We start from the raw sequence: 19826 nt of genomic DNA, 5'->3' as shown, positions 1-19826 counted from the left end.
GGCTCAGGCCTTGTCGTACTTGTCGTGGTGGCGCCACCACACGCCGCCCGCCTCGTTGCGGCCCTTCGGTGCGCGATCGAGCCAGTGGTACATGCCCCAGATGCCATCCATGCCGCGCGCGTAGCTCGAATAGGTGTGATAGATCGCGCCGCCCTCGCGCACGAAGGCGCTGAGCCCGGGCCGGTCGCGCGCAAAGGTCGGCACGTCGACGCCGGTCATCGCCGCGGTCTGCACGACGGGCAGCGGCGGCTCGCCCGCATCCATCGAGTGGCCGGCGCGCTCGAAGTTGTAGTCGATCGTCCCGTCGCGCTGCTGCTGCTCGGTGAACGACACGTTGAAGTCGAAGTTGAAGTCGCCGCCGAGCGAAGAGGCCCAGGGGAAGGTCCAGCCCATGCGCCGCTTGAAGGCCTGCAGCGTCGCCAGCGGTGCGCGCGACACCGCCGAGAAGGCGACGTCGTGGTTTTCCAGATGGACGACGATGCCGTTGAAGCCGTCGGCGATCGACGAGCAGGACGGGCAGCCCGCCACGTAATCCGGCCCGTACATGAAGTGATAGACGAGAAGCTGCGAGCGCCCCTTGAAGAGGTCTTCCAGTGACGCCGCGCCCTGCTCCGTCTCGAACAGATACTCCTTGTCGACCCGCACCCACGGCAGCGCCTGCCGCTGCTGTGCCAGCACGTCGCCCTGCCGCGTGTGTTCCTTCTCCGCCTTGAGCAGCTCGACCCGTGCCGCCAGCCACTCCTCGCGCGTTCCCGTGCGTGCCTTGGTCTTGTGTGTCGTCGTCATTGCTCTCACTCCGTTGAAGTCTCGATGGGTGAGAGATTGGGACCGCCCCGCCGAGGGCGGGAGTGACAAGTGTGTCGGGATTAGATCGGGCGCCGATGGCAACGACAGGGGGCGGCGTGATACCAGACGGGATGCATCTCGAAGAGGACGAGCTGAGGCAGGTCACGCTCTACGCGGCAGCCTGCGCCCGCCGGGTGTTGCCGGTCTTCGAGGCAACCCATCCGCACGATTCTCGCCCGCGCGACGCCATCACCGAGGCGGAAGCCTTTGCCGCCGGCAGGAAACGCACGGCGGCCCTGCGCACGGCGGCATGGTCGGCCTACACCGCCGCGCGCGAAGCCCAGGAGGCTCCCGCCGCCAACGCCGCTCATGCCGCCAGTCACGCCGCCGCAGCGGCATTCCTCCATCCCCTCGCCAGCCCGCACCAGGTCAAACACGTTCTCGGGGCAGCGGTTCATCAGGCGCTTGCCCTCGAACTCGATGCGGCAAACGACACCAGCGTAGGCCGCGAACACCTCGATTGGGCCGCAGACCTCGCCTCCCCGGCCGTCCGAAGCGTCCTGCAGCGCCTGCCCGCCCCGCGTCGTGGACGCGGACGCTTCAGCGAGCTGCTGAGCGACCTCGACACCGAGCTGCGCAAATGAAGACGGAGCCGTTCAGGACCGCGAGGCTGATCGCCGAAAGGCTGCGCGAGGATCACCTCGCGGACCTGGTCGCGCTGCATCTCGATCCCGATGTGTCCCGCTATCTGGGCGGCGTGCGCTCGCCCGAGGCCACGAAGGCATACCTGGCAACCAACATGGCCCATTGGGAGCAGCATGGTTTCGGGCTTTGGGTGTTGAGAACACTGACGGGTGAGTTCGCCGGGCGGGCGGGACTCCGGCAGGTCGTCGTCGATGACCAAGAAGAAATCGAGGTTGCCTACACGTTCAAACGCGCTCTTTGGGGCCAGGGGCTGGCGAGCGAGATCACCCCAGCGCTGACGAGCCTCGGGCTGGTGCAACTCAAGCTGCCGTCCCTCGTCGGCCTGGTTTCTGTCGAGAACGTCGCCTCCCGCCGCGTGCTTGAGAAAGCGAATTTCACGCTCGAACGCGGCACGATCTATCGTGGCGAGAAGATCGTGATCTACCGCTCGCCGAAGCTGCCATCGAGGGCGGTGTCGCCCCTCTCGTAGAGACATTGCGAGATGTATTCGTTTCGCGGCCGGGAAAAGAGTTCGACGGTGTTGAGGCGCCTGAATCCCAGCTTGGCAAGGACCCGTCCGGAGGCCGGATTGTCGTGGGCATGTCCGGCTATCAGTTTGAGGAGTCCAAGCTCGCCGCAAGCAAAGCGCGTGACGGCACGTGCGGCCTCGAACGCATAACCCTGTCCCCACGCGGCGCGGTCGAACCAGTAGCCCAGGCTTCCGCAGCCTTCGCCGATCCCGTCTACATCGACCAGGCCCACCATCTTCCCGTCGAGCAGGACGGCAAAGCGATAGGCGTCCCCCGCCGCCCATTCGTTCGGGTGATCGGCAAACCACCGCTCGATCTCCTGCCGGTTGGGCGGGAACGACGCTAACGCCAGCATGCGCGTCACTTCCCAGTCCGATTGAATCTCGAAGGCGCGCTCCGCATCGGTGGCACTGGTCGGTCGAAGCAGCAACCGATCGGTTTTCAGGGGCTCGCGAGGAATGCGCGTTGTCATGCGATTGTCAGTCCGGGTGGCGCTCGAAAGGTTCCACGGGATTGGGATCCACTCTACCGTCTCCCGATGAACCTTTGTACGGACGCCGACCTCGGATACGCCTCTCAGCGAACACGCTTTTCATCCGGCCAGGCGCTCCTCCTCGATCAGCAGTATCGCCTCGCCCATCTGCCGCTGGTCGCGCCCTCTCACCCCAAGATCATCGCCAGCAAGGCAGGCACGCCGTACCTCATGGGTCTGCATGACACCGTGACCTCTCTCGTGCTGCCGGTTCCGGCGGCGCTGTATGACGCGCCCGCCCTCCTTGAACTCGTCCGCGAGCTGAGAACGGCATCGTTCGCCCCGAAGATTGCCTGGGGCATTCTCGAAGCCCGGCGCTCGCGGCTGCACGCAACCCTGTGCAGCAGCCCCGCGCGCGATGAGCGGTTCACCGCGCTCGCCCAACTGGGCAAGCTAAGGATCGAACTGCGAGGGCTGTTCTCCGGCTCCCTCAATCACGGCCGCCTGTATCTCAAGACCTATCCCGAGCGCATCGGCGCCGAGAACGCACTCGTCCGGATACAAAGAGCGTTGAACGCCCGCGTCACCGACCTCTATCCCGTCGGTCTCTTCAATCTCCTCGACGATCTGACCGTCGCGGAAACCGCCGATCTCGCGCGCCTGATCGACCGATGGTGGGACCAGCCGATCCTGCGATTTGACGTCGACCGTCTCTGGCTGCTGTCCGCGCGCGACGATCTCGTGCTGGATGCGGAAATCGTCGATACGATCCCCCTCAGTACTGATCGTTGCGGCGCACCCACTCCATCGTGAAGCGCAGGCGGTCCTCGTCGCGGCCCTTCGGGACCAGGTCGAGGAACTGGTAGGCGCCGTTCACCATGTCGATGCCGCGGGTGTAGCAGGAATAGGTGTGGAACACCTGGCCCGCCTCGTCCTTGGCGAAGACGCTGATGCCCGGCTGGTCGCTGCCGGTGTCCGACTGGATCTCGTAGTTGTAATAGGCCTTGTCCGCTTCCATCTCGGCCGGCGTGAACGAGACGTGATAGTCGTAGTTGAAGTCGCTGCCCTGCGAGGAGACCCACGCGAAGCTCCAGCCCAGGCGCCGGCGATAGGCGTCGAGCTTGGCGAACGGCGCGCGCGAGATCGCGGTGAAAGCGACATCTCGATGCGCGAGATGGATCGGTATGCCGTCGAACGTATCGGCCCAGAAGGAGCAGGACTTGCAGCCTTCGTCCCAGTCGGGCGCGAACATGAAGTGATAGACGACGAGCTGGGAGCGGCCGTCGAAGAGATCGGGAAGCGAGAGCGTGCCGTTCGGCCCCTCGAACCGGTAGTCCTTCTCCACCCGCTCCCAGGGCATTTCCCGGCGGCGGCGGGTCAGCGCATCGCGCCGGTGGGTGAATTCCTTCTCGGCGGCCAGCAGATCGAGGCGCGCCTTCAGCCAGTCCTCGTGCGAAACGACTTGATTGCGCATGGCCAACTCCTGTTTCTTGAGGGGACCCGAAGAGTCTAGGCACTGAGGACAACGGGCGAGAGTGACAATCGTGGCGGGCTTCTGGATGGCAATCTCGTGGACTCGCTGATCACGGCCGCAGCGCGCGCGCTGGCGGCGGGCGATCCGCTGGGCGCGCTCAATCGCGTCGCACTCCGCGAGGACGCACCGGCGCTGGCGCTGCGCGGCATCGCGATGGCCCAGCTCGGCGACTTCGCGCGCGCCAAGGCCCTGCTGCGCAGCGCCGCCCGCGCCTTCGGCCCGAAGGAAGCGATGGCCCGCGCCCGCTGCGTCGTGGCCGAAGCCGAAGTGGCCTTGGTCTCGCGCGATCTCGGCTGGCCGGAGAAGGCGCTCGATGCCGCCCGCGCGACGCTCGACGCGCACGGCGACAAAGTGAACGCCGCACAGGCGCGCTATCTCGACATCCGCCGCCTGCTGCTGATCGGCAGCCTCGACGAGGCCGAGCGCCGGCTCGACGGAATCGATCCCGCGCCCCTGCCGCCGGCGTCACGCACGGTCCACGAGCTGGTGGCGGCGGGCATCGCCATGCGCCGTCTCTCGACGAAAGCCGCGCGCGGCGCTCTCGCCCGCGCGCGCGACGCTGCCCGCGAAGCGCGCATCCCCGCGCTGACGGCGGAGGTCGAGAGCGCCGCCCTCGTGCTCGACACGCCCGCGGCGCGGCTGATCGAATGCGGCCGCGAACGCCCGCTGCTCCTCGAAGAGGTCGAAGCCCTGCTCGCGTCGAACGCGCTGGTCGTCGATGCCTGCCGCCATGTGGTGCGCGCCGGCGACACGGTGGTCTCGCTCGCCACGCGGCCGGTGCTGTTTGCGCTGGCCCGCGCACTCGCCGAAGCCTGGCCCGGCGACGCCTCGCGAGATGCGCTGGTCTCGAAAGCCTTCCGCGCCAAGGCCGCCGACGAATCGCATCGCGCGCGGCTCAGGGTCGAGATCGGACGACTGCGGGCGGAACTGCGGCCGCTCGCCGAGGTGAACGCGACCGAGCGCGGCTTCGAGCTGGCGCCGCATGACGGCCGCGAGATCGTCGTGTTGGCGCGGCCCGCCGACGACGCGCATGCCGAGGTGCTGGCCTTCCTCAACGACGGCGAATCCTGGTCGAGTTCGGCGCTCGCCCTGGCCTTGGGCGCCAGCCAGCGTACCGTGCAGCGCGCGCTCGACGCGCTGGCGGCGGCCGGCAAGGTCCAATCGTTCGGTCGCGGACGGTCGCTGCGCTGGATGACGCCGCCGGTGCCCGGATTCACGACGACCTTGTTACTCCCGGCCCCGCTGCCCGGTGGTTAGGTAAGGACCATCGTAACCCTCGACGAGGACAGTCACATGAAACCGCAGGCAGCAGAGATCGTCCAAGAGTATGGCCCCTTCCCCGGCGTCGATCAGGTCGCTGGCGTCACGTTCGACGGCAAGAACGTCTGGTTCGCGTCGGGCGAAAAACTGAACGCGCTCGATCCCGCGAACGGCAAGGTCGAGCGCTCGATCGACGTCGCGGCCCATGCCGGCACGGCCTTCGACGGCCAGCATCTCTTCCAGATCGCCGAGAAGCGCATCCAGAAGATCGACCCCAAGACCGGCCGCGTGCTGGCCACCATCCCCGCGCCGGGCGATGGCGGCGACTCCGGCATGGCCTGGGCTGAAGGCGCGCTGTGGGTCGGCCAGTATCGCGAGCGCAAGATCCACCAGATCGATCCCGAGACCGGCAAGATCCTGCGCACCATCGAGTCCAACCGCTTCGTCACCGGCGTCACCTGGGTCGACGGCGAGCTGTGGCACGCGACGTGGGAAGCCGACCAGAGCGACATCCGCCGCATCGATCCCAAGACCGGCGAGACCCTGGAACAGCTCGACATGCCGGCCGGCGTCGGTGTGTCGGGCCTGGAATCCGACGGCGCCGACCGCTTCTACTGCGGCGACGGCAGCGGCGCGAAGGTCCGCGCCGTGCGACGTCCGAAGCGCGCGAAGTAGCACGCCTGCCCTGTCATCCACCTCCCCCATCATCGGGGGAGGTGCCGCGTCTGACGCGGCGGAGGGGGCATGCGCGACGCTTGTGACCCCTCCGTCGGCGTAGGGCGCCGACACCTCCCCATTTGAATGGGGAGGTACTCATCAAGAGGCCTTATGCACCGGCGGGCGCCAGGCGATGACGCCTTCGGTGCGGGCGCGGACGTCGGGGGGAGCGAGGCAGGTGGCGACGGCTTCGTAGCCGGGCGCGCCGGGATAGGGAGAGACACGCATCGGCGGGCTGTGGTTGGCCGGGCAAAGAAGGATTGCCTCGTCAGCTCCCACCTCGGCGAGATCGAGGATCGACGAGGAGCGCGTCATCAGGAACAGCGGGCGCTCCTTCGATCCACGACGCCGCAGGTGCGCGATCAACGCCTCCTGCGTCGCCTGATCCAGCCCCTGCTCCACCATGTCGATCACCAGCACTGCCGGCGTCTCTGCTTCGAGTGGAACGAGCAGCGTCGTCAACGCGTCCGAGGGCGACGCGCCGTCTTCGATCAGCCACGCCATCGTCCGATCGACCCGCGCCTTCAGCGCCGGATCGGCGTCGAGCCGCACGCGCGCCGCTGCGCCGCCATCGGCCATGCGGTCGAGACCGATGAAGGCCGCGTCGGGAAGAGTCTCGGCAAGCCGCATCGCCAGCCGCGTCTTGCCGCTGCCCAGCGGACCGATGATGTAGCTGAGCGCGCGGATGTCGCTGAGCTCAAAGCGCTCGCCGCCCCATGGCCACGGCAGATCGAACGCCACCTCGATTTCGGCGGCGGACTGCAGCAGGCGCACCAGTTCGCCGGCCTCGGGCGCCCTGCCGCGCGCGAGATCGGCGCGCAGTTGGCGCACCTTGGCCACCGTGCCGGCGAGATCGCGCCCGCGCGCTTCCAGCGCCGCCTGATGCCGAGCCAGTGCGGGCTCCAGCGCATCGGCATCGCCGCCCTGCACGCGCGCGATCTCGGCGAGGCTGAGGCCCAGCGCGCGCAAGGCCGCGACCTCGCCCGCGCGCACCATCTCAGCCGTCCCATAGGCCCGCCATCCCGCGGCGGTACGGACAGGCGTCACCAGCCCGCGCTGCTCCCAGAGGCGCAGCGCCTTGATGGAAACGCCGAGACGCTTTGCGGCTTCGGACGGATTCAGGAACGGACCGGAAGGAGAAAAAGAGTTCACGGATCACCTCGTTGTTGCCCAGGGGCTGGGGTTGACCGTTCTCCTTGTCGAGGCGGCCCCTGGGTCCAGGTCAAGAGGTGATGTGCGTCTAGCGACCGCCGGCCAGCCGCTTGGAGTATTCCAGCAACGACTGCAACGACGGCAGGGTCTCCTGCGCGTAGCGGCGCAACGGCCCGCTCTTGCCGTTCTGCGAATAGGCGCCGTACTGCTCGTTCGCCGCGGTCTGCACGCGCAACTGAATGTTGGCGTAGGCGGTGTCGAACTGCGCGCCCTGAAGCGTGTTGAGCTGGTTCAGCGCATCGTTGGTCATGCGGGCGGTTGCGTCGTGCGGCGCCATGGACACGCCGGCTTCGGAGCGGTTGCGGCTCAGCGACTGCGCGGCCTTGGTGTGCTCGGCAATGGAACGCGTGGCGAAGCCACGGACGAGTTCGTTGTTGGACTTGGAAAGCGCCAGCTGGCCCGACTTGATCTCGAAGTCGTTGATCGTTTCGGCGAAGCCGACGAACCGCGCGTCGGGCAGCGCATCCACGGCATGCACCGCCGCGGCATACGAGACGGGCGCGACGGCAGCGGCTGCAAGAAAAGTGCGACGAAGAATCGTGGTCATATGCATCTCCCTATGGGACGCACGACCCTACCTTACTTCGTCACGATCAACCATCAGTTGCCCTGACTTTTCAGATCCGGGATGACTTCAAATGCCTGGAGGAGAGCGGCTTGCCGGAGGGTGCCGGCATCACGGCTCGAAGCTAGCAAATTCGCACAGCGCTTCGACATCCAGTACCGTCACCTGGTCACCGGCGAACGCTATCAGTCCCCGCTTCCGGAGCTTGCCGACCGAACGACTGACCGTTTCGAGCGTAAGGCCGAGGTAGCTGGCGATCTCACTGCGGCTCAGCGCCAGAGGAAAGGATTCACTGTCCCCGAAGCGTTCTCGATACAGCGCGTGGAGGTCAGAAAAGAAGTAGGCGACACGTTCCGTCGACCTGAGCTGCCCGATCGCCGTCACAGATCGCGCCGTCTGCTTCTGGGCACTGGCGAGCGCCTCGACCGTCGCAGCGGCCAACACCGGATATTGCCTGGCGAGAGCGTCGAAGCGGCGCCGACTGAAGGCGCAGGCTTCGACGTCGGTAAGAGCGTAGCCCTCGAATGTGTAGCGGCCTTCGGTCTCAAGGTATCCGACACAATCGCCAGCGATCCGAAGGGCCACGATCTGGCGCCGGCCGTCGTCGATGGTGCGCGAGACGACGGCAACGACGCCACTCGTGATCTTGAAGAAGGCCGACATGGGATCGCCGGCACGAAACAGGATATCACGCTTGCGCCAGCGTCGGCGGTTGCCCAGGGCACCGAGTTCGAGGAGTTGTCCGTCGTCCAGCGCCCCGCAGAGGTTCAACATGCGGCCGATACAGCGCGTGCAGGAGGCCGTCGAAATCCGGTCCTCGACGTACTGCCTTCCTCGCAGCGGGGCGATCGACGTCACGCAGCGATGCTAGTTCGATGACCGCACGACACCACCCACAATCGAGTGATCGGCCGGTCTGATACAACCGGAATGGATGCATTCGAGTTGGCCGCTGCCCAAATTTCCGGCAGCGCGAAACCCTCCGTCAAAACGAAGCCAGAAACTTGATCTCATGTCTCAGCCACGCCGGAACGCTGCTTCGCTCCGGCGTGAGATGATCGATCCCTTTTCGGCTCCGCTGTTAGCGGCCGCCCGCGAGCCGCCGGGCGTACTCCAGCAACGACTGCAGGTCCGGCAGCGTCTCCTGCGCGTAGCGGCGCAACGGGCCGCTCTTGCCGTTCTGCGAATAGGCGCCGTACTGATCGACCGCCGCGGTCTGCACGCGCACCTGTGCGTTGGCGTAGGCAGTGTCGAACTCCGCGCCCTGGACCGCATTCAGGCGAGCCATCGCCTCGTCTGCAATCTTCCGGACATCCTCGTCGGGCGCCATGGACACGCCGGCTTCAGTGCGATTCCTCGCCAGCGACGTCGCGGCCTTCGTGTGTTCGGCAACGGAGCGCGTGGCAAAGCCGCGAACGAGTTCGTTCGTGGACTTGGTGAGCGCCAATTGGCCCGACTTGATCTCGAAGTCGTTGACCGTTTCGGCGAAGCCGACAAATCGTGCGTCGGGCAGAGCGTCCACGGCATGCACCAACGCGGCGTGCGCGATTGGCGCGACGGCAACAGCTGCAAGAAAAGTGCGACGATTGATCGTGGTCATATGCGTCTCCTTGCTTTCAGAGGAAAACAACTCGAGAACGCGATGGTCGCCCATAGGGAAAAGGCTGATGGGCGGGTTACCCTACTCCTCTTCTTTGCGATCAACCATCCGTCGCTGCATAAAGGAAGACCTGCCAATCCCCCGGAGAACGGAACCCTCATGAGCCTGGGCGACATCCGCAACCTCGACTACACGGTCCTGCTCTGCACGAAGTTGCAGGAAACCAAGGCATTCTACCGCGACGTGATGGGCTTCACGCTCGTCCGCGACGGCGAGCGCTGGGTGGAATTCCAGGTCGGCGCCGCGGTGCTGGCGCTGAAGCTGCGCGGCCCCGGCCTCGCCTGGGACGACGGCCCGCTGCCCGCCGGCTCGGCCGCCCTCCAGCTCGCCTTCCGCGTTGCGCCGCGCCTGCTCGACGGCTGCCACGACACGCTCAAGGCAAAGGGCGTCGAGATCCTGAGCCCGCCGCGCGACATCCCCGCCTACCACCACCGCGCCCTCTTCTTTCGCGATCCCGAGGGCAATGTCGTGGAACTCTATGCGGAGGTTTGAGTCCGAACCGACATCTGTCTCACCAACGGGTACGACGTGGCTGCTTGCCCCTGCCGCCGTCGCGGCGGCCTGAACTTCCGACAGCTTGCGTGATGTCGAGCAGGGTTCCCCACGTCACCAGAACCGGAGGCGAATAAGACCTCTTCTGCGATGCCGGCTCGGCCAGAGGCGAAACGTTCTTGACCTGCTCGTTTCGCGATGAGCTGATCCGGTCCTCGCTGTCTTTCATTCCCACGCTCCCAGTTTGCGCGATCGAGTTCCCGCCCGATCGACGCGACGACCATTCTCTGGATTGGACGAGTTCCGTCAACCTGCGTCGGTATCCGGCTTCAAAGCGAAAGGACACGTGATGGCCAAGAACACGATCTGCATCTGGTACGACAAGGATGCCGAGGCGGCTGCCCGCTTCTACGCCGAGACCTTTCCCGACAGTAAGGTGCACGCCGTCCACCGCGCGCCCAGCGACTACCCGTCCGGCAAGAAGGGCGACGTGCTGACGGTCGACTTCACGGTGGCCGGCGTCAGATGTATCGGCCTCAACGGCGGAACGGCGTTCAAGCAGACCGAAGCCTTCTCGTTCCAGATCGCCACCGACGACCAGCATGAGACCGACCGCTACTGGAATGCCATCGTCGGCAATGGCGGCCAGGAGAGCGCGTGCGGCTGGTGCAAGGACAAATGGGGCGTCTCCTGGCAGATCACGCCGCGCACGCTCACCGAAGCAATGGCCGCCGGCGGCGACGAAGCCAAGCGCGCGTTCGAAGCGATGATGGACATGAAGAAGATCGACGTCGCCACCATCGACAAAGCGCGGCGCGGGTGAGGCCTTCTCTCGCGACGCTCTGACCCCACCGTCAGCGTAAGACGCTGACACCTCCCCATCTGAATGGGGAGGCGAATGATCTGTCGTCCTTCGCTACGCTCAGGATGACAGATTAGAGACTCCTCCCCGTTCAGATGGGGAGGTGCCGCGTCATACGCGGCGGAGGGGTCATGCGCTTTGGCGATGCTAGACCAACCACCCGCTGCCTGAGGCGCTGGTGAAGTCGAGTTGGACGACCAGATCGTTGAAGTCGTGGTCGCCGCCGCCTCTCGTGTCTTCCCAGCCCCAGGTGTTGAGGCCGTAGTTCCAGAGGTGGCCGACCGACTGACCGCCCACGGACTCGTTGGCCTGCGAGAAGGCCCAGTAGGTGTTGCCGCTCGACTGGTTCGTGAGCGACATGGCCACGTAGTCGCTGGCGTCGACGCCCTGCAACATCCCCTGCGCGTAGTTGCCGTAGCCCGGCCCCGATAGCGACGCGCCCGTCGTGCTGCCACTCACGATCTGATAGGCGCGGCCCTGCACCGCCGTGGCGTAGCCCGCCTCGCCGGGCTGCAGGCCATTGATGGTGCCGTTGAAATCGTCGACCCGATAGAAGGTGAGCGACAGCGAATCCTCGCCGTTCTGGCGTACGCGCACCACCGCCTGCTGGTTGTCGGCGCCGCCCGCCGTCTCGGCCAGCGCGACGGGACGTGCGAGGCGCACGGCGGCATCGCCACCACCCCCGCCGCTTCCAGATGCGAAATCGACGAAGCCGAACGGTGTGGTCATCGTCACCTGCGGCGCCCCGGCTTCCGCGCCGTCGACGAAGACCGCGAGCGCATCGCCCGTCGCGGTCTGCACCTGGCCCAGCGCGCCCTGCCCCTGCTTGTCGAACAGGCGCACCAGGTTGGGGTCGAAGTCCGACTGCAGCGACTGCTGCGCCAGCAGGCTGGTCCAGGCGTAAGAGGCCGACGCCGCGCTGTCGAAGCTCTCGATGCCGCTGCCCGCGACCACGTTGACCGTCGTCGCGGCCGTCGAACTCGTCTGGATCAGCAGCGTTTCCGACAGCGTGACCAAGAAGTCGCCAGCCGCATCGACCTGCACCACATGGGGGGCGGCCCCGAACGACACCTGCTCGTGCGCGATGGCCGTCAGCGCACGCGCCAGCAGCAGGCCGTTGGGCGTGCCGAGTCCGGTCGTCAGGTCGTAGCCGGTGTCGGCCGAGTAGCCGTAGCCGGTCGGCGTCACATGGACGGTCGCCGGGCCGTTGCCAACTGGCGGCATCACGAAGCTCCCACCCAGGACGAACGAGGAGGTGTTGTTGCCGATGGTCACGTCGTTGAACGAAGCCGGCGCGATCGCCGCGGCCATATAGAGGAGATCGTTCATGTAGCCGAGGTTCGGCAGGCCCTGATCGGCGAAGATGGCGTCGAACTGCGCCGTGAGCGCCGACCAGAGCGGCGCAACGGCGCTGGTGCCGCTGCCGCCGCGCAGCCCGCCCATGTCTGCCTGTGGCACCTTGTAGTTGAGGTTGCCGCCCGACGCCCCGGACACGTCCGGCACGCCGCGGCCGGTCAGCGCCAATGGATCGGGCGTCGTGAGATGGAGGCCGAAGTCGGTCTGGTACGAGGGCTGCGGCTGACTGGGATCGACGCCGCCCGCGCCGAGGGAATTGTTGAGGAACCCGCCGCGATCGCCGCCCTGATCGATGATCTTGTTGTCGACCAGGTAGTTGTCGTTCCAGACGGTTTCGATCAGCCGCTGGGTCGCCTCGGGATTGGCGGCGGACGGCAGGCTCGTCAGACCGCTCGCGACCAGGTTCCAGAGCGTCGGCAGATTGCCTTGCATCGCCAGAAGCGCCACGACGCCCAGCGTCGGATCGCCCAGCGCGATCGGCAGGCTGCTGAGCGACGTGCCGCCGGTGACGAGGGTGTAAGGGCTGGCGTGCATCGTATCGACGTTCGTCAGCCCGTTGGCGTACTGGTCGCCCGAGCCGCCGTCGCCGACCGCGTTGACCATCGTGATGTTGCGCAGCGCCGCGTCGGTGAAGAGTTCGCGGTAGGCGAAGTCGAAGGGCGAGCCCGGCGCGATGTGGGGATAGTCGCGGAAGGACGAGCTGACCACCGCGGGCTTGTTTACCTCGTCCCAGAAGGCGGCCTGGTAGGCGGTGAAGGTGATGCCGCTCGCGTTGAACGCATTGCCCGACCCGGCATAGAGGACGAGGGTCGAGGTCGGGCTCGCCGTCGTGGCGACGCCCACGTCGAGCGTGCGTTCGTTGCTGGAGTCCTGCGGGGCGCCGCCGGGCGACACGTCGACATAGGTGCCCTTCGTCGTGACGCCGGCCTTCGTCCTGTACTCGTCCGCCCGCGTCGCGAAGAGCGTGGAGTCGCCGCCCAGGTTCGTGCCCAGGTTGGGTTCGATCAGCCCGATCGTCGCGGCCTGCACCGTCTGCCACAGATCGGGCGTCGTGGCCGAGTTGAAGGGAAAATCGTAGAGAGCCGCGATCTCGTTGGGGAAGAGCTGGTTCCCGCTCGGGCCGGAGTTGCCGGGACTGAGCGGGCCCTGGGGCAGTTCGGCCGCCGTCCCGGTGCCGGGATCGGCCAGGATCGGCAGGAACATGCTCGTGTCGAACATCAGGCCCTTGACGCCGAGCGAGGTCAGCGTGTCGGGCAGGCTGAGATTGCCTTGCCAGAAGGAGACCTGAGTATTCGACTGGTCGACGCCCGTGAGCAGGTCGGTCCCGAACAGCGTCGAGAAATTGCTCTGGTCGACCTTCACCCAGATCGTGCGCGACTCGGCCGACGAGACATATTGGGTGGCGGTGCCTTCGGCAAACAGCGAGAAACCCAGATTGGTCAGCTCGGTGCGCGCCTGCTGGTAGGCCGCCGCATCGGCGCCGTAGGTCGACCACAGCGTGTTGTTGGCGTTCAGCGTTTCCAGTTGCGCCTGTCGCGCGCCCCAGTCGGCCTCCAGCAGCGCCGTCGGATCGTTGGCCCGCTCGAACACCAGCGCGACGTTGAACGCGAACGACGGGTTCGAGCCCGTGCTGCTCGGCAGCGGGGCATTGCCGCGATAGCTCGTCAGATCGAGATAGGTCGAGTTCTGAAGTTCGACGAAGGCCACTATTCAAACTCCCTGCTTCCCGCCCGACGCCGCGGCGCGTGCCGCTTCCGACCCCTCCACCCCTTCGGGGCACCTCCCCATTTGAATGGGGAGGAGGATGATCTTTCTCTGTCATCCTGAGCGCAGCGAAGGATCTCATCACCAGTTGCCGAGGGCATGAGATCCTTCGCTGCGCTCAGGATGACAAGAAGCCTCCCCAATTGAACGGGCGCTACACCAGCCAGCCGCTGCCCGAGGCGCTGGTGAAATCGAGTTGCACCACGAGGTCGTTGAAGTCGTTGTCGCCGACGCCTTTGGTATCCTCCCAGCCCCACGTATTGAGGCCGTAGTTCCAGAGATGGCCAGTCGGTTGGCCGCTTGGGGACTCGTTGGCCTGCGCGAAAGCCCAGAAGGTGTTGCCGCTCGACTGATTGGTCAGCGACATCGCCACGTAGTCGCCGGCGTCGACGTTCTGCAGCATCGCCTGCGCGTAGTTGCCGTAGCCCGGCCCCGCGAGCGACGTGGCGCCGCCTGAAAATTGATACGCACGGCCCTGCGCCGCTGCCGCATAGCCGGCATCGCCGGGATCCAGGCCGCCGATCGTGCCGTTGAAGTCGTCGACCCGGTAGAAAGTGAGCGACAGCGAATCCTCGCCGTTCTGGCGCACGCGCACCACGGCCTGCTGGTCGTTGGCGCCGCTCGCCGTCTCCGCCACCGCGACGGGACGCGCCACGCGCACGCCGCCGCCTTCTGAGGCGAAGTCGACGAAGCCGAACGGCGTGGTCATCGTCACCTGCGGCGCCGCGGCCTGCGTGCCGTCGACGAAGACCGCGAGCGCATCGCCCGTCGCGGTCTGCACCTGCCCCAGCGTGCCCTGCGCCTGCTTGTCGAACAGCCGCACCAGATCGGGATCGAAGTTGGACTGCAGCGACTGTTGCGCCAGCAGGCTCGTCCAAGCATAGGCCGCCGACGGGCCGCTGGCGAAGCTCTGCGTGTCGCCGCCCGCGAGCACCTCGACCGTAGTCGCGGCCGTCGAATTCGTCTGGACCAGCAGCGTTTCCGACAGCGTGGTCGTGAGGTCGCCCGACGCACCGACATCCACGATATGATGGACGCTGCCGAACGACACCTGCTCGTGCGCGATGGCGGTCAGCGCGCGCGCCAGCAGCAGGCCGTTGGGCGTGCCCAGCCCGGTCGTCAGGTCGTAGCCCGGACCGGCCTCGTAGCCGTAGCCGGTCGGCGTCACGAAGGCGGAGATGTTGCCCTGCGGCGTCGTATAGGTCCCGTCCAGAGCGAACGAGGAGGTGTTGTTGCCGATTGTGATGTCACCGAACGAGCCCGGCGCGATCGCCGCGGCGATGTAGAGGAGATCGTTCATGTAGCCCAGGTCGGACAGGCCCTGGTCGCGGAATATGGCATCGAACTGCGCCACAAGGGCCGCCCACATCGGCGAGGTGGCGCTGGTTCCCGCCCCGCTCCCGATCCCCGTCATGTCGGCGCCCGGCACGACGTAGCGCGTATTGCCGCCCGCGAGCGCGGCCACGTCCGGCACGCCGCGGCCGGGCAGCGCCGACGGATCGGACGTCGCGAGATCGAGGCCGAAGTCGGTCTGGTACGCCGGCTGCGGCTTGCTGGGATCGACGCCGCCCCCGCCGGTATTGTTGTCGAAGTAGCCACCGTCGCTGATATTCTTGGCGACGATGTTCGTGCCGTCGACCACGTAGGTGTTCCAGACGGTCTCGATCAGCCGATCGGTCGCTTCGGGATCGGCCGCAGAGGGAATCGTCTTCAGGCCGCCGGCCACCAGTTGCCAGATCGCGGCGAGATTGCCGGCCGTCGCCGCCGCCACGATGCCCTGCAAGGTCGGGTCCCCGGTCGCGATCTCCAGGCTGCTGAGCGACGTGCCGCCGCTCACGATGGCGTAGGGACTGGAATGCATCCCCTCGATGTTGGTCAGGCCGTTGGCATACTGGTCGCCCGAACCGCCGTCGCCGACGGCATTGACCATCGTGATGTTGCGCAGCACCGCGTCGATGTAGAGTTCCTGCTGCACGAACGCGAATGGCGAGTCCGGCGCCACGTTGCCGAAGTCGTGCCATGACGAGCTGACGACGTGCGGCTGGTTCGTGTCGTCCCAGATGGCGGCCTGATAGGCCGTGAAGGCGAGCGACTCCGCGCCCTCCCTGTCGCCCGACCCGGCATAGAGGACGGTCTTGGACTTCGGACTCACCGTCGCGACGATGCCCACGTCCATCGCACGCTCGCCGCTGCTGTCGTTCGCGGCGCCGCCGGGTTGCCAGCCGATGTAGGTGCCGCGATCGTCGTGGAGGTCGGCGACGTTCTTCCTGTACTCGATCGTCAGAGCCTCGAAGGTCTCTTTGGAATCGGCGGGAAGCTTCGTGCCGTAATTGGGTTCGATCAGCCCGATCGTCGCGGTCTCGACCGTCTTCCACAGCTCCTTCGTCGTGCCCGAATTGAACGGGTAGTTGTAGATCACCGCGAGATCGTTGGGATTGATCTGGTCCACCTGGGGCACGGAATTGCCCGGACTCTGCGCGCCCTGGGGCAGCACGACGCCCGTCGCGCCGGGGTCGGCGGCGAGAAGCTGCGCAAAGTCGTTGGTGTCGAAGAACACGCCCTTGACGCCGCGCGAGGTCAGGGAGTCAGGCAGGTTGAGATTGTCCAGCCAGAAGGTGACGTCTTTGCCCTGCTCGTCCTTGCCCTTGTGGAGGAAGTTGTTGAACAGCGTGTGGAAGTTGGTCTGGTCGACCTTCAGCCAGATGGTGCGCGACTCGGCCGACGAGACATATTGCGGGTTGTCTTCGGCGAAGAGCGTGAAGCCCAGATTGGTCAGCTCCGTGCGCACCTCCTGATAGGCCGTCGGGTCCGCACCGTAGGTCGACCACAGCGTGTTGTTCGCCTTCATCTCTGCAAGCTGCGCCTGCCGCGCGCCCCAGTCGGCTTCCAGCAGCGCCGTCGGCTCGTTGGCCCGCTCCATCACCAGCGCGACGTTGAACGAGAACGAATCGTTCAGGCTGGTGGGGGTCGGCAGCGGGGCGTTGCCGCGATAGCTCGTCAGGTCGAGATAAGACGAATTCTGAAGCTCAGCCATGCCTCCTGCTCCGTGGCTCTGTCTTGCCCGAGAGTCCGTTCGACATCAGACATTATCGCGATCGGCGATGCAATCGGGGCGAGAACTCGGTGCTCGTGCCCACCCTTCGAGTAAGGCGCATGTGAATGCGCCCAGCCACGCTTCGCGCGGCTCCTCAGGGTGAGGTCTTCAAGTCAACGTCCTCATCCTGAGGAGGCGCGTAGCGCCGTCTCGAAGGATGGGCCTCAGGCGTGGTGCTCGTGCCCAACCTTCGAGACGCATCCCATTCCGGCTTCGACAGCACGCACGCCGGGGGCCTAGACTGCCTGCCGCACAGTTGCGGTCGGGGTCTTCTCGATGAAACTGCTCTGCGTCGCCCGAGCCTTGGTGCTCCCTTTGGGTCTGTTGACCGGCGCCTGTCAAAGCACGCCGCCTCCTCCGCCCGCCTCTCTGCGCGAGCCGTCCGCCTGGGTGATTTACTTCGACGACGGCAGTGTCGCCCTCAAGGATCCGGGCCGCCAGACCCTCGACCAGGCCGCCAAGTGGTCAGGCACACTCTTCGGAAGTCCAGCGCCGCCGGTTTGGCAGCTCTGCCTCGTCGGCCATACCGACAATACCGGCAGCGACGCGAGCAACCTCGCTTTGTCGCGCCGCCGCAGCGAGGTCGTGAAAGCGTATCTCGTCGAACGTGGATTGCCGCGGGAACGCCTGGCAGTGTCCGCGGTGGGCAGCACCAGGCCCCTGGTGACGACGCCGCCCAATACGCACGAAGCACAGAATCGCCGGGTCGAGCTGGCGTTCCAGCGACGTCAGTCCGCAGAGGCCCGCGAGGCGGCCTGCAATCGGTGATTGGGAACGAGCGGCTGAGCGAGCGTCTCGAAGGGTGAGGTCATCAAGTCAACGCCCTCATCCTGAGGAGCGAACGCAGTGAGCGTCTCGAAGGATGGGCCTCAGGCGTGGTGCTCGTTCCCACCCTTCGAGACGCCGCGCTTCGCGCGGCTCCTCAGGGTGAGGGCTTTGTTGTTAGACGAGCCAGCCGCTGCCGGAGGCGCTGGTGAAGTCGAGTTGGACGACGAGGTCGTTGAAGTCGTGGTCGCCGCCGCCGAGTTTGTCTTCCCAGCCCCAGGTGTTGAGGCCGTAGTTCCAGATGTGGCCGACCGACTGGCCGCCCACCGCCTCGTTGGCCTGCGAGAAGGCCCAGAAGGTGTTGCCGCTCGACTGGTTGGTGAGCGTCATCGCCACGAAGTCGCCGGCATCGACATCCTGCAGCATCGCTTGCGCATAGTTGCCGTAGCCCGGCCCCGACAGTGACGTGGCACCTCCCGCGAGCTGGTAGGCGTTGGCCTGCGCCGCGGCGGCAAGGTCTCGTGGACTGGGATGCGTTGCTGCTCGGTGAACCCGTAAGCCGCCGGTACCGTCGTCTCTGTGGTAATGCGATAGCCGGAGAAATCGAGATAGGTCGAATTTTCGATAGCAGTATAAGTAATCGCCACCACCACGCTCCCGAACTAGGGTCAAAACCCATAAAAGTCTGCTACGACACGTCTGCTTCTGACCCGCTTTCAAACATCGGTGAACGTCAATCGGTTCGTAGAGATTGACCCGCAACGGACATCAAACGTGCCTGCCACGCGCCCCTGTTTGCCGTTACAATAGCTCCACTTTGGGGTTGAGGACATGACGGAGAATGAAGTTCGCAGACATTGAAGGCCAACGTCGCGAGGCTGAACCTGGGCTTTCCGCTACATGCCCATCTTGCGGGGCTCCCGTGATTGCCAAGTGCGGCGATCACAGAGTCCGGCACTGGGCGCACCGAGGTGTTCGCGTCTGCGATCCGTGGTGGGAGCCGGAAACAGAATGGCATAGAGCTTGGAAGAATGAATTTCCGGCAGACTGGCAAGAAACTGTCCATTTCGCGCGGAGCGGAGAGAAGCACGTCGCCGACGTGAAGACGCAAAGCGGGGTAGTCATTGAGTTTCAGCACTCGTTCCTCAAAGCGGAGGAACGCGCGGCGCGAGAGTCGTTCTATCGCAGGATGGTTTGGGTGGTAGACGGGCGCAGACGCAAGCGCGATGCCGCGCAGCTATTGAAGTGTATCGGCCCATGCGTGTGGGGCCAGCCACCGTTCATTCTTTATGTCGCCAATCACCACGAAGAATGCGCGCCGTTGCGCGATTGGAATTCTAGCCCCGTGCCCGTCTATTTTGATTTAGGCAATGGAGATGGAACGCCCGTCCTTTGGCGGCGCGATCCCATCAGCCGAAGTGGCAGAGTGTATTTAACGCCTGTGTCGCGCGAGTCCTTCCTACGCACACATCACCAAGGACTCGACGCCGAGGACCAATTTTCGGTGGGCGTTGGCGTGATTGTCGAGGAGCTTCATCGCGCGGCGCAACGACCCCAGCCGTTGCCGGGATTCCAGCAGTACCTCGCAAGAAGGCGTCCTCTTTAGCGTAGCTCGGCCTACCATCGTAATGTCAGCTTTTGGCCCGTCTCCGACGAACCGCAGAACTTGGCCGACGTCTGAAAGCAGGTCAGAAGCAGACGCGGCGGCGCTCTACTTTATGGGTTTTGGCCCTAACTCCACTTCTCCTTTCCTACCGCAGGCAAAGCCATTCGCCAACGCCGCGGCCTGAGTCCCACCCTTCGACTTCGCTCAGGACAGGCCCTTCGAGACGCCGCACTTCGTGCGGCTCCTTAGGGTGAGGGCTTCACGTCAACATCCTCACCCCGCGATTCATGACCGCGCCAGTTCGCGCGGAGTAACCTCCGCGCTTGACTGGCGCGCCCCAGCTAGACGAGCCAGCCGTGGCCGGAGGCGCTGGTGAAGTCGAGTTGGACGACGAGGTCGTTGAAGTCGTGGTCGCCGCCGCCGAGTTTGTCTTCCCAGCCCCAGGTGTTGAGGCCGTAGTTCCAGAT

The 19826-nt window shown here is 65.8% G+C and carries 21 protein-coding genes; 9 read left to right on the top strand and 12 right to left on the bottom strand.

The genetic code is table 11. The features are described from left to right. Positions 1-3: 3 nt before the first annotated feature. Entirely contained in the window at positions 4-786 is a 783-nt protein-coding gene (locus EPO50_RS02330; RefSeq protein ID WP_296341035.1) for a DUF899 domain-containing protein, read from the bottom strand. 131 nt (positions 787-917) lie between these two features. On the opposite strand from EPO50_RS02330, the gene EPO50_RS02325 reads away from it, so the two are divergent. Next, the gene (locus tag EPO50_RS02325; RefSeq protein WP_296341034.1) at positions 918-1430 is read left to right on the top strand and encodes a putative immunity protein; all 513 of its coding nucleotides are present in this window, start codon (positions 918-920) and stop codon (positions 1428-1430) included. Continuing rightward, positions 1427-1960: a GNAT family N-acetyltransferase gene (locus EPO50_RS02320; protein ID WP_296341033.1), complete on the top strand. Its 534-nt coding sequence runs from the start codon at positions 1427-1429 to the stop codon at positions 1958-1960. Before EPO50_RS02325 ends, EPO50_RS02320 begins: the two co-directional genes overlap by 4 nt. Here EPO50_RS02320 and EPO50_RS02315 read toward each other — a convergent pair. Then, positions 1912-2472, bottom strand: coding sequence for a GNAT family N-acetyltransferase (locus EPO50_RS02315; protein ID WP_296341032.1), 561 nt, complete (start codon positions 2470-2472; stop codon positions 1912-1914). The two genes, EPO50_RS02320 and EPO50_RS02315, sit on opposite strands and share 49 nt — an antisense overlap. Here EPO50_RS02315 and EPO50_RS02310 point away from each other — a divergent pair. Beyond that, on the top strand, positions 2377-3285 hold the full coding sequence (locus EPO50_RS02310) for a hypothetical protein (protein WP_296342346.1): 909 nt from the start codon (positions 2377-2379) through the stop codon (positions 3283-3285). The two genes, EPO50_RS02315 and EPO50_RS02310, sit on opposite strands and share 96 nt — an antisense overlap. Here EPO50_RS02310 and EPO50_RS02305 read toward each other — a convergent pair. Further along, positions 3248-3946, bottom strand: a complete 699-nt coding sequence (locus EPO50_RS02305; protein WP_296341031.1) for a thioredoxin family protein — start codon at positions 3944-3946, stop codon at positions 3248-3250. The two genes, EPO50_RS02310 and EPO50_RS02305, sit on opposite strands and share 38 nt — an antisense overlap. 96 nt (positions 3947-4042) lie before the next feature. On the opposite strand from EPO50_RS02305, the gene EPO50_RS02300 reads away from it, so the two are divergent. Together EPO50_RS02300 and EPO50_RS02295 are read left to right on the top strand one after the other, a co-directional pair. Beyond that, positions 4043-5263, top strand: a complete 1221-nt coding sequence (locus EPO50_RS02300; RefSeq protein WP_296341030.1) for a helix-turn-helix domain-containing protein — start codon at positions 4043-4045, stop codon at positions 5261-5263. Between the two features lie 36 nt (positions 5264-5299). Then, positions 5300-5941 carry a DUF5074 domain-containing protein gene (locus EPO50_RS02295; protein ID WP_296341029.1) on the top strand — a complete coding sequence of 214 codons (642 nt, stop codon included), beginning with the start codon at positions 5300-5302 and terminating at the stop codon, positions 5939-5941. Positions 5942-6082: 141 nt separating this feature from the next. On the opposite strand, the gene EPO50_RS02290 is transcribed toward EPO50_RS02295, so the two are convergent. The 4 genes from EPO50_RS02290 to EPO50_RS02275 all read right to left on the bottom strand — a co-directional run bounded on the left by EPO50_RS02290 (position 6083) and on the right by EPO50_RS02275 (position 9360). Then, positions 6083-7135: a MerR family transcriptional regulator gene (locus EPO50_RS02290; RefSeq protein ID WP_296341028.1), complete on the bottom strand. Its 1053-nt coding sequence runs from the start codon at positions 7133-7135 to the stop codon at positions 6083-6085. Positions 7136-7223: 88 nt separating this feature from the next. Continuing rightward, positions 7224-7742 (bottom strand): DUF4142 domain-containing protein, encoded by a 519-nt coding sequence (locus tag EPO50_RS02285; RefSeq protein ID WP_296341027.1) that lies wholly within the window; start codon positions 7740-7742, stop codon positions 7224-7226. 129 nt (positions 7743-7871) lie between these two features. Continuing rightward, positions 7872-8618: a Crp/Fnr family transcriptional regulator gene (locus EPO50_RS02280; protein ID WP_296341026.1), complete on the bottom strand. Its 747-nt coding sequence runs from the start codon at positions 8616-8618 to the stop codon at positions 7872-7874. Positions 8619-8841: 223 nt separating this feature from the next. After that, positions 8842-9360 (bottom strand): DUF4142 domain-containing protein, encoded by a 519-nt coding sequence (locus EPO50_RS02275; RefSeq protein ID WP_296341025.1) that lies wholly within the window; start codon positions 9358-9360, stop codon positions 8842-8844. 159 nt (positions 9361-9519) lie between these two features. Here EPO50_RS02275 and EPO50_RS02270 point away from each other — a divergent pair, with 159 nt between their 5' ends. Beyond that, on the top strand, positions 9520-9912 hold the full coding sequence (locus EPO50_RS02270; protein ID WP_296341024.1) for a VOC family protein: 393 nt from the start codon (positions 9520-9522) through the stop codon (positions 9910-9912). Between the two features lie 19 nt (positions 9913-9931). On the opposite strand, the gene EPO50_RS02265 is transcribed toward EPO50_RS02270, so the two are convergent. Next, a complete protein-coding gene (locus tag EPO50_RS02265; RefSeq protein WP_296341023.1) occupies positions 9932-10141 on the bottom strand; it encodes a hypothetical protein in 210 nt (69 codons plus the stop codon). A gap of 120 nt (positions 10142-10261) precedes the next feature. Between EPO50_RS02265 and EPO50_RS02260 the strand changes: the two genes are divergently transcribed. Beyond that, positions 10262-10735 (top strand): VOC family protein, encoded by a 474-nt coding sequence (locus EPO50_RS02260; RefSeq protein ID WP_296341022.1) that lies wholly within the window; start codon positions 10262-10264, stop codon positions 10733-10735. A gap of 186 nt (positions 10736-10921) precedes the next feature. Here EPO50_RS02260 and EPO50_RS02255 read toward each other — a convergent pair whose 3' ends face one another. Beyond that, positions 10922-13837, bottom strand: a complete 2916-nt coding sequence (locus EPO50_RS02255; RefSeq protein ID WP_296341021.1) for a DUF4114 domain-containing protein — start codon at positions 13835-13837, stop codon at positions 10922-10924. A gap of 211 nt (positions 13838-14048) precedes the next feature. Next, positions 14049-16928, bottom strand: coding sequence for a hypothetical protein (locus EPO50_RS02250; protein WP_296341020.1), 2880 nt, complete (start codon positions 16926-16928; stop codon positions 14049-14051). Positions 16929-17264: 336 nt separating this feature from the next. On the opposite strand from EPO50_RS02250, the gene EPO50_RS02245 reads away from it, so the two are divergent. Next, complete coding sequence (locus EPO50_RS02245; protein WP_296341019.1) at positions 17265-17756, top strand: OmpA family protein; 492 nt, start codon at positions 17265-17267, stop codon at positions 17754-17756. 174 nt (positions 17757-17930) lie between these two features. On the opposite strand, the gene EPO50_RS02240 is transcribed toward EPO50_RS02245, so the two are convergent. Further along, on the bottom strand, positions 17931-18179 hold the full coding sequence (locus tag EPO50_RS02240; protein ID WP_296341018.1) for a DUF4114 domain-containing protein: 249 nt from the start codon (positions 18177-18179) through the stop codon (positions 17931-17933). A 415-nt stretch (positions 18180-18594) separates the two neighbouring features. Here EPO50_RS02240 and EPO50_RS02235 point away from each other — a divergent pair, with 415 nt between their 5' ends. Beyond that, positions 18595-19359: a competence protein CoiA family protein gene (locus EPO50_RS02235; protein ID WP_296341017.1), complete on the top strand. Its 765-nt coding sequence runs from the start codon at positions 18595-18597 to the stop codon at positions 19357-19359. A gap of 341 nt (positions 19360-19700) precedes the next feature. Here the strand turns inward: EPO50_RS02235 and EPO50_RS31490 are convergent, their stop codons facing one another. Continuing rightward, positions 19701-19826 (bottom strand): DUF4114 domain-containing protein, encoded by a 126-nt coding sequence (locus EPO50_RS31490; protein WP_367268028.1) that lies wholly within the window; start codon positions 19824-19826, stop codon positions 19701-19703.

This window comes from Reyranella sp., assembly GCF_004297405.1.
Taxonomy (GTDB): Bacteria; Pseudomonadota; Alphaproteobacteria; order Reyranellales; family Reyranellaceae; genus Reyranella.
Note: the sequence above shows the minus strand (reverse complement) of the source record. Positions and strands in the feature narration are given on the sequence as shown.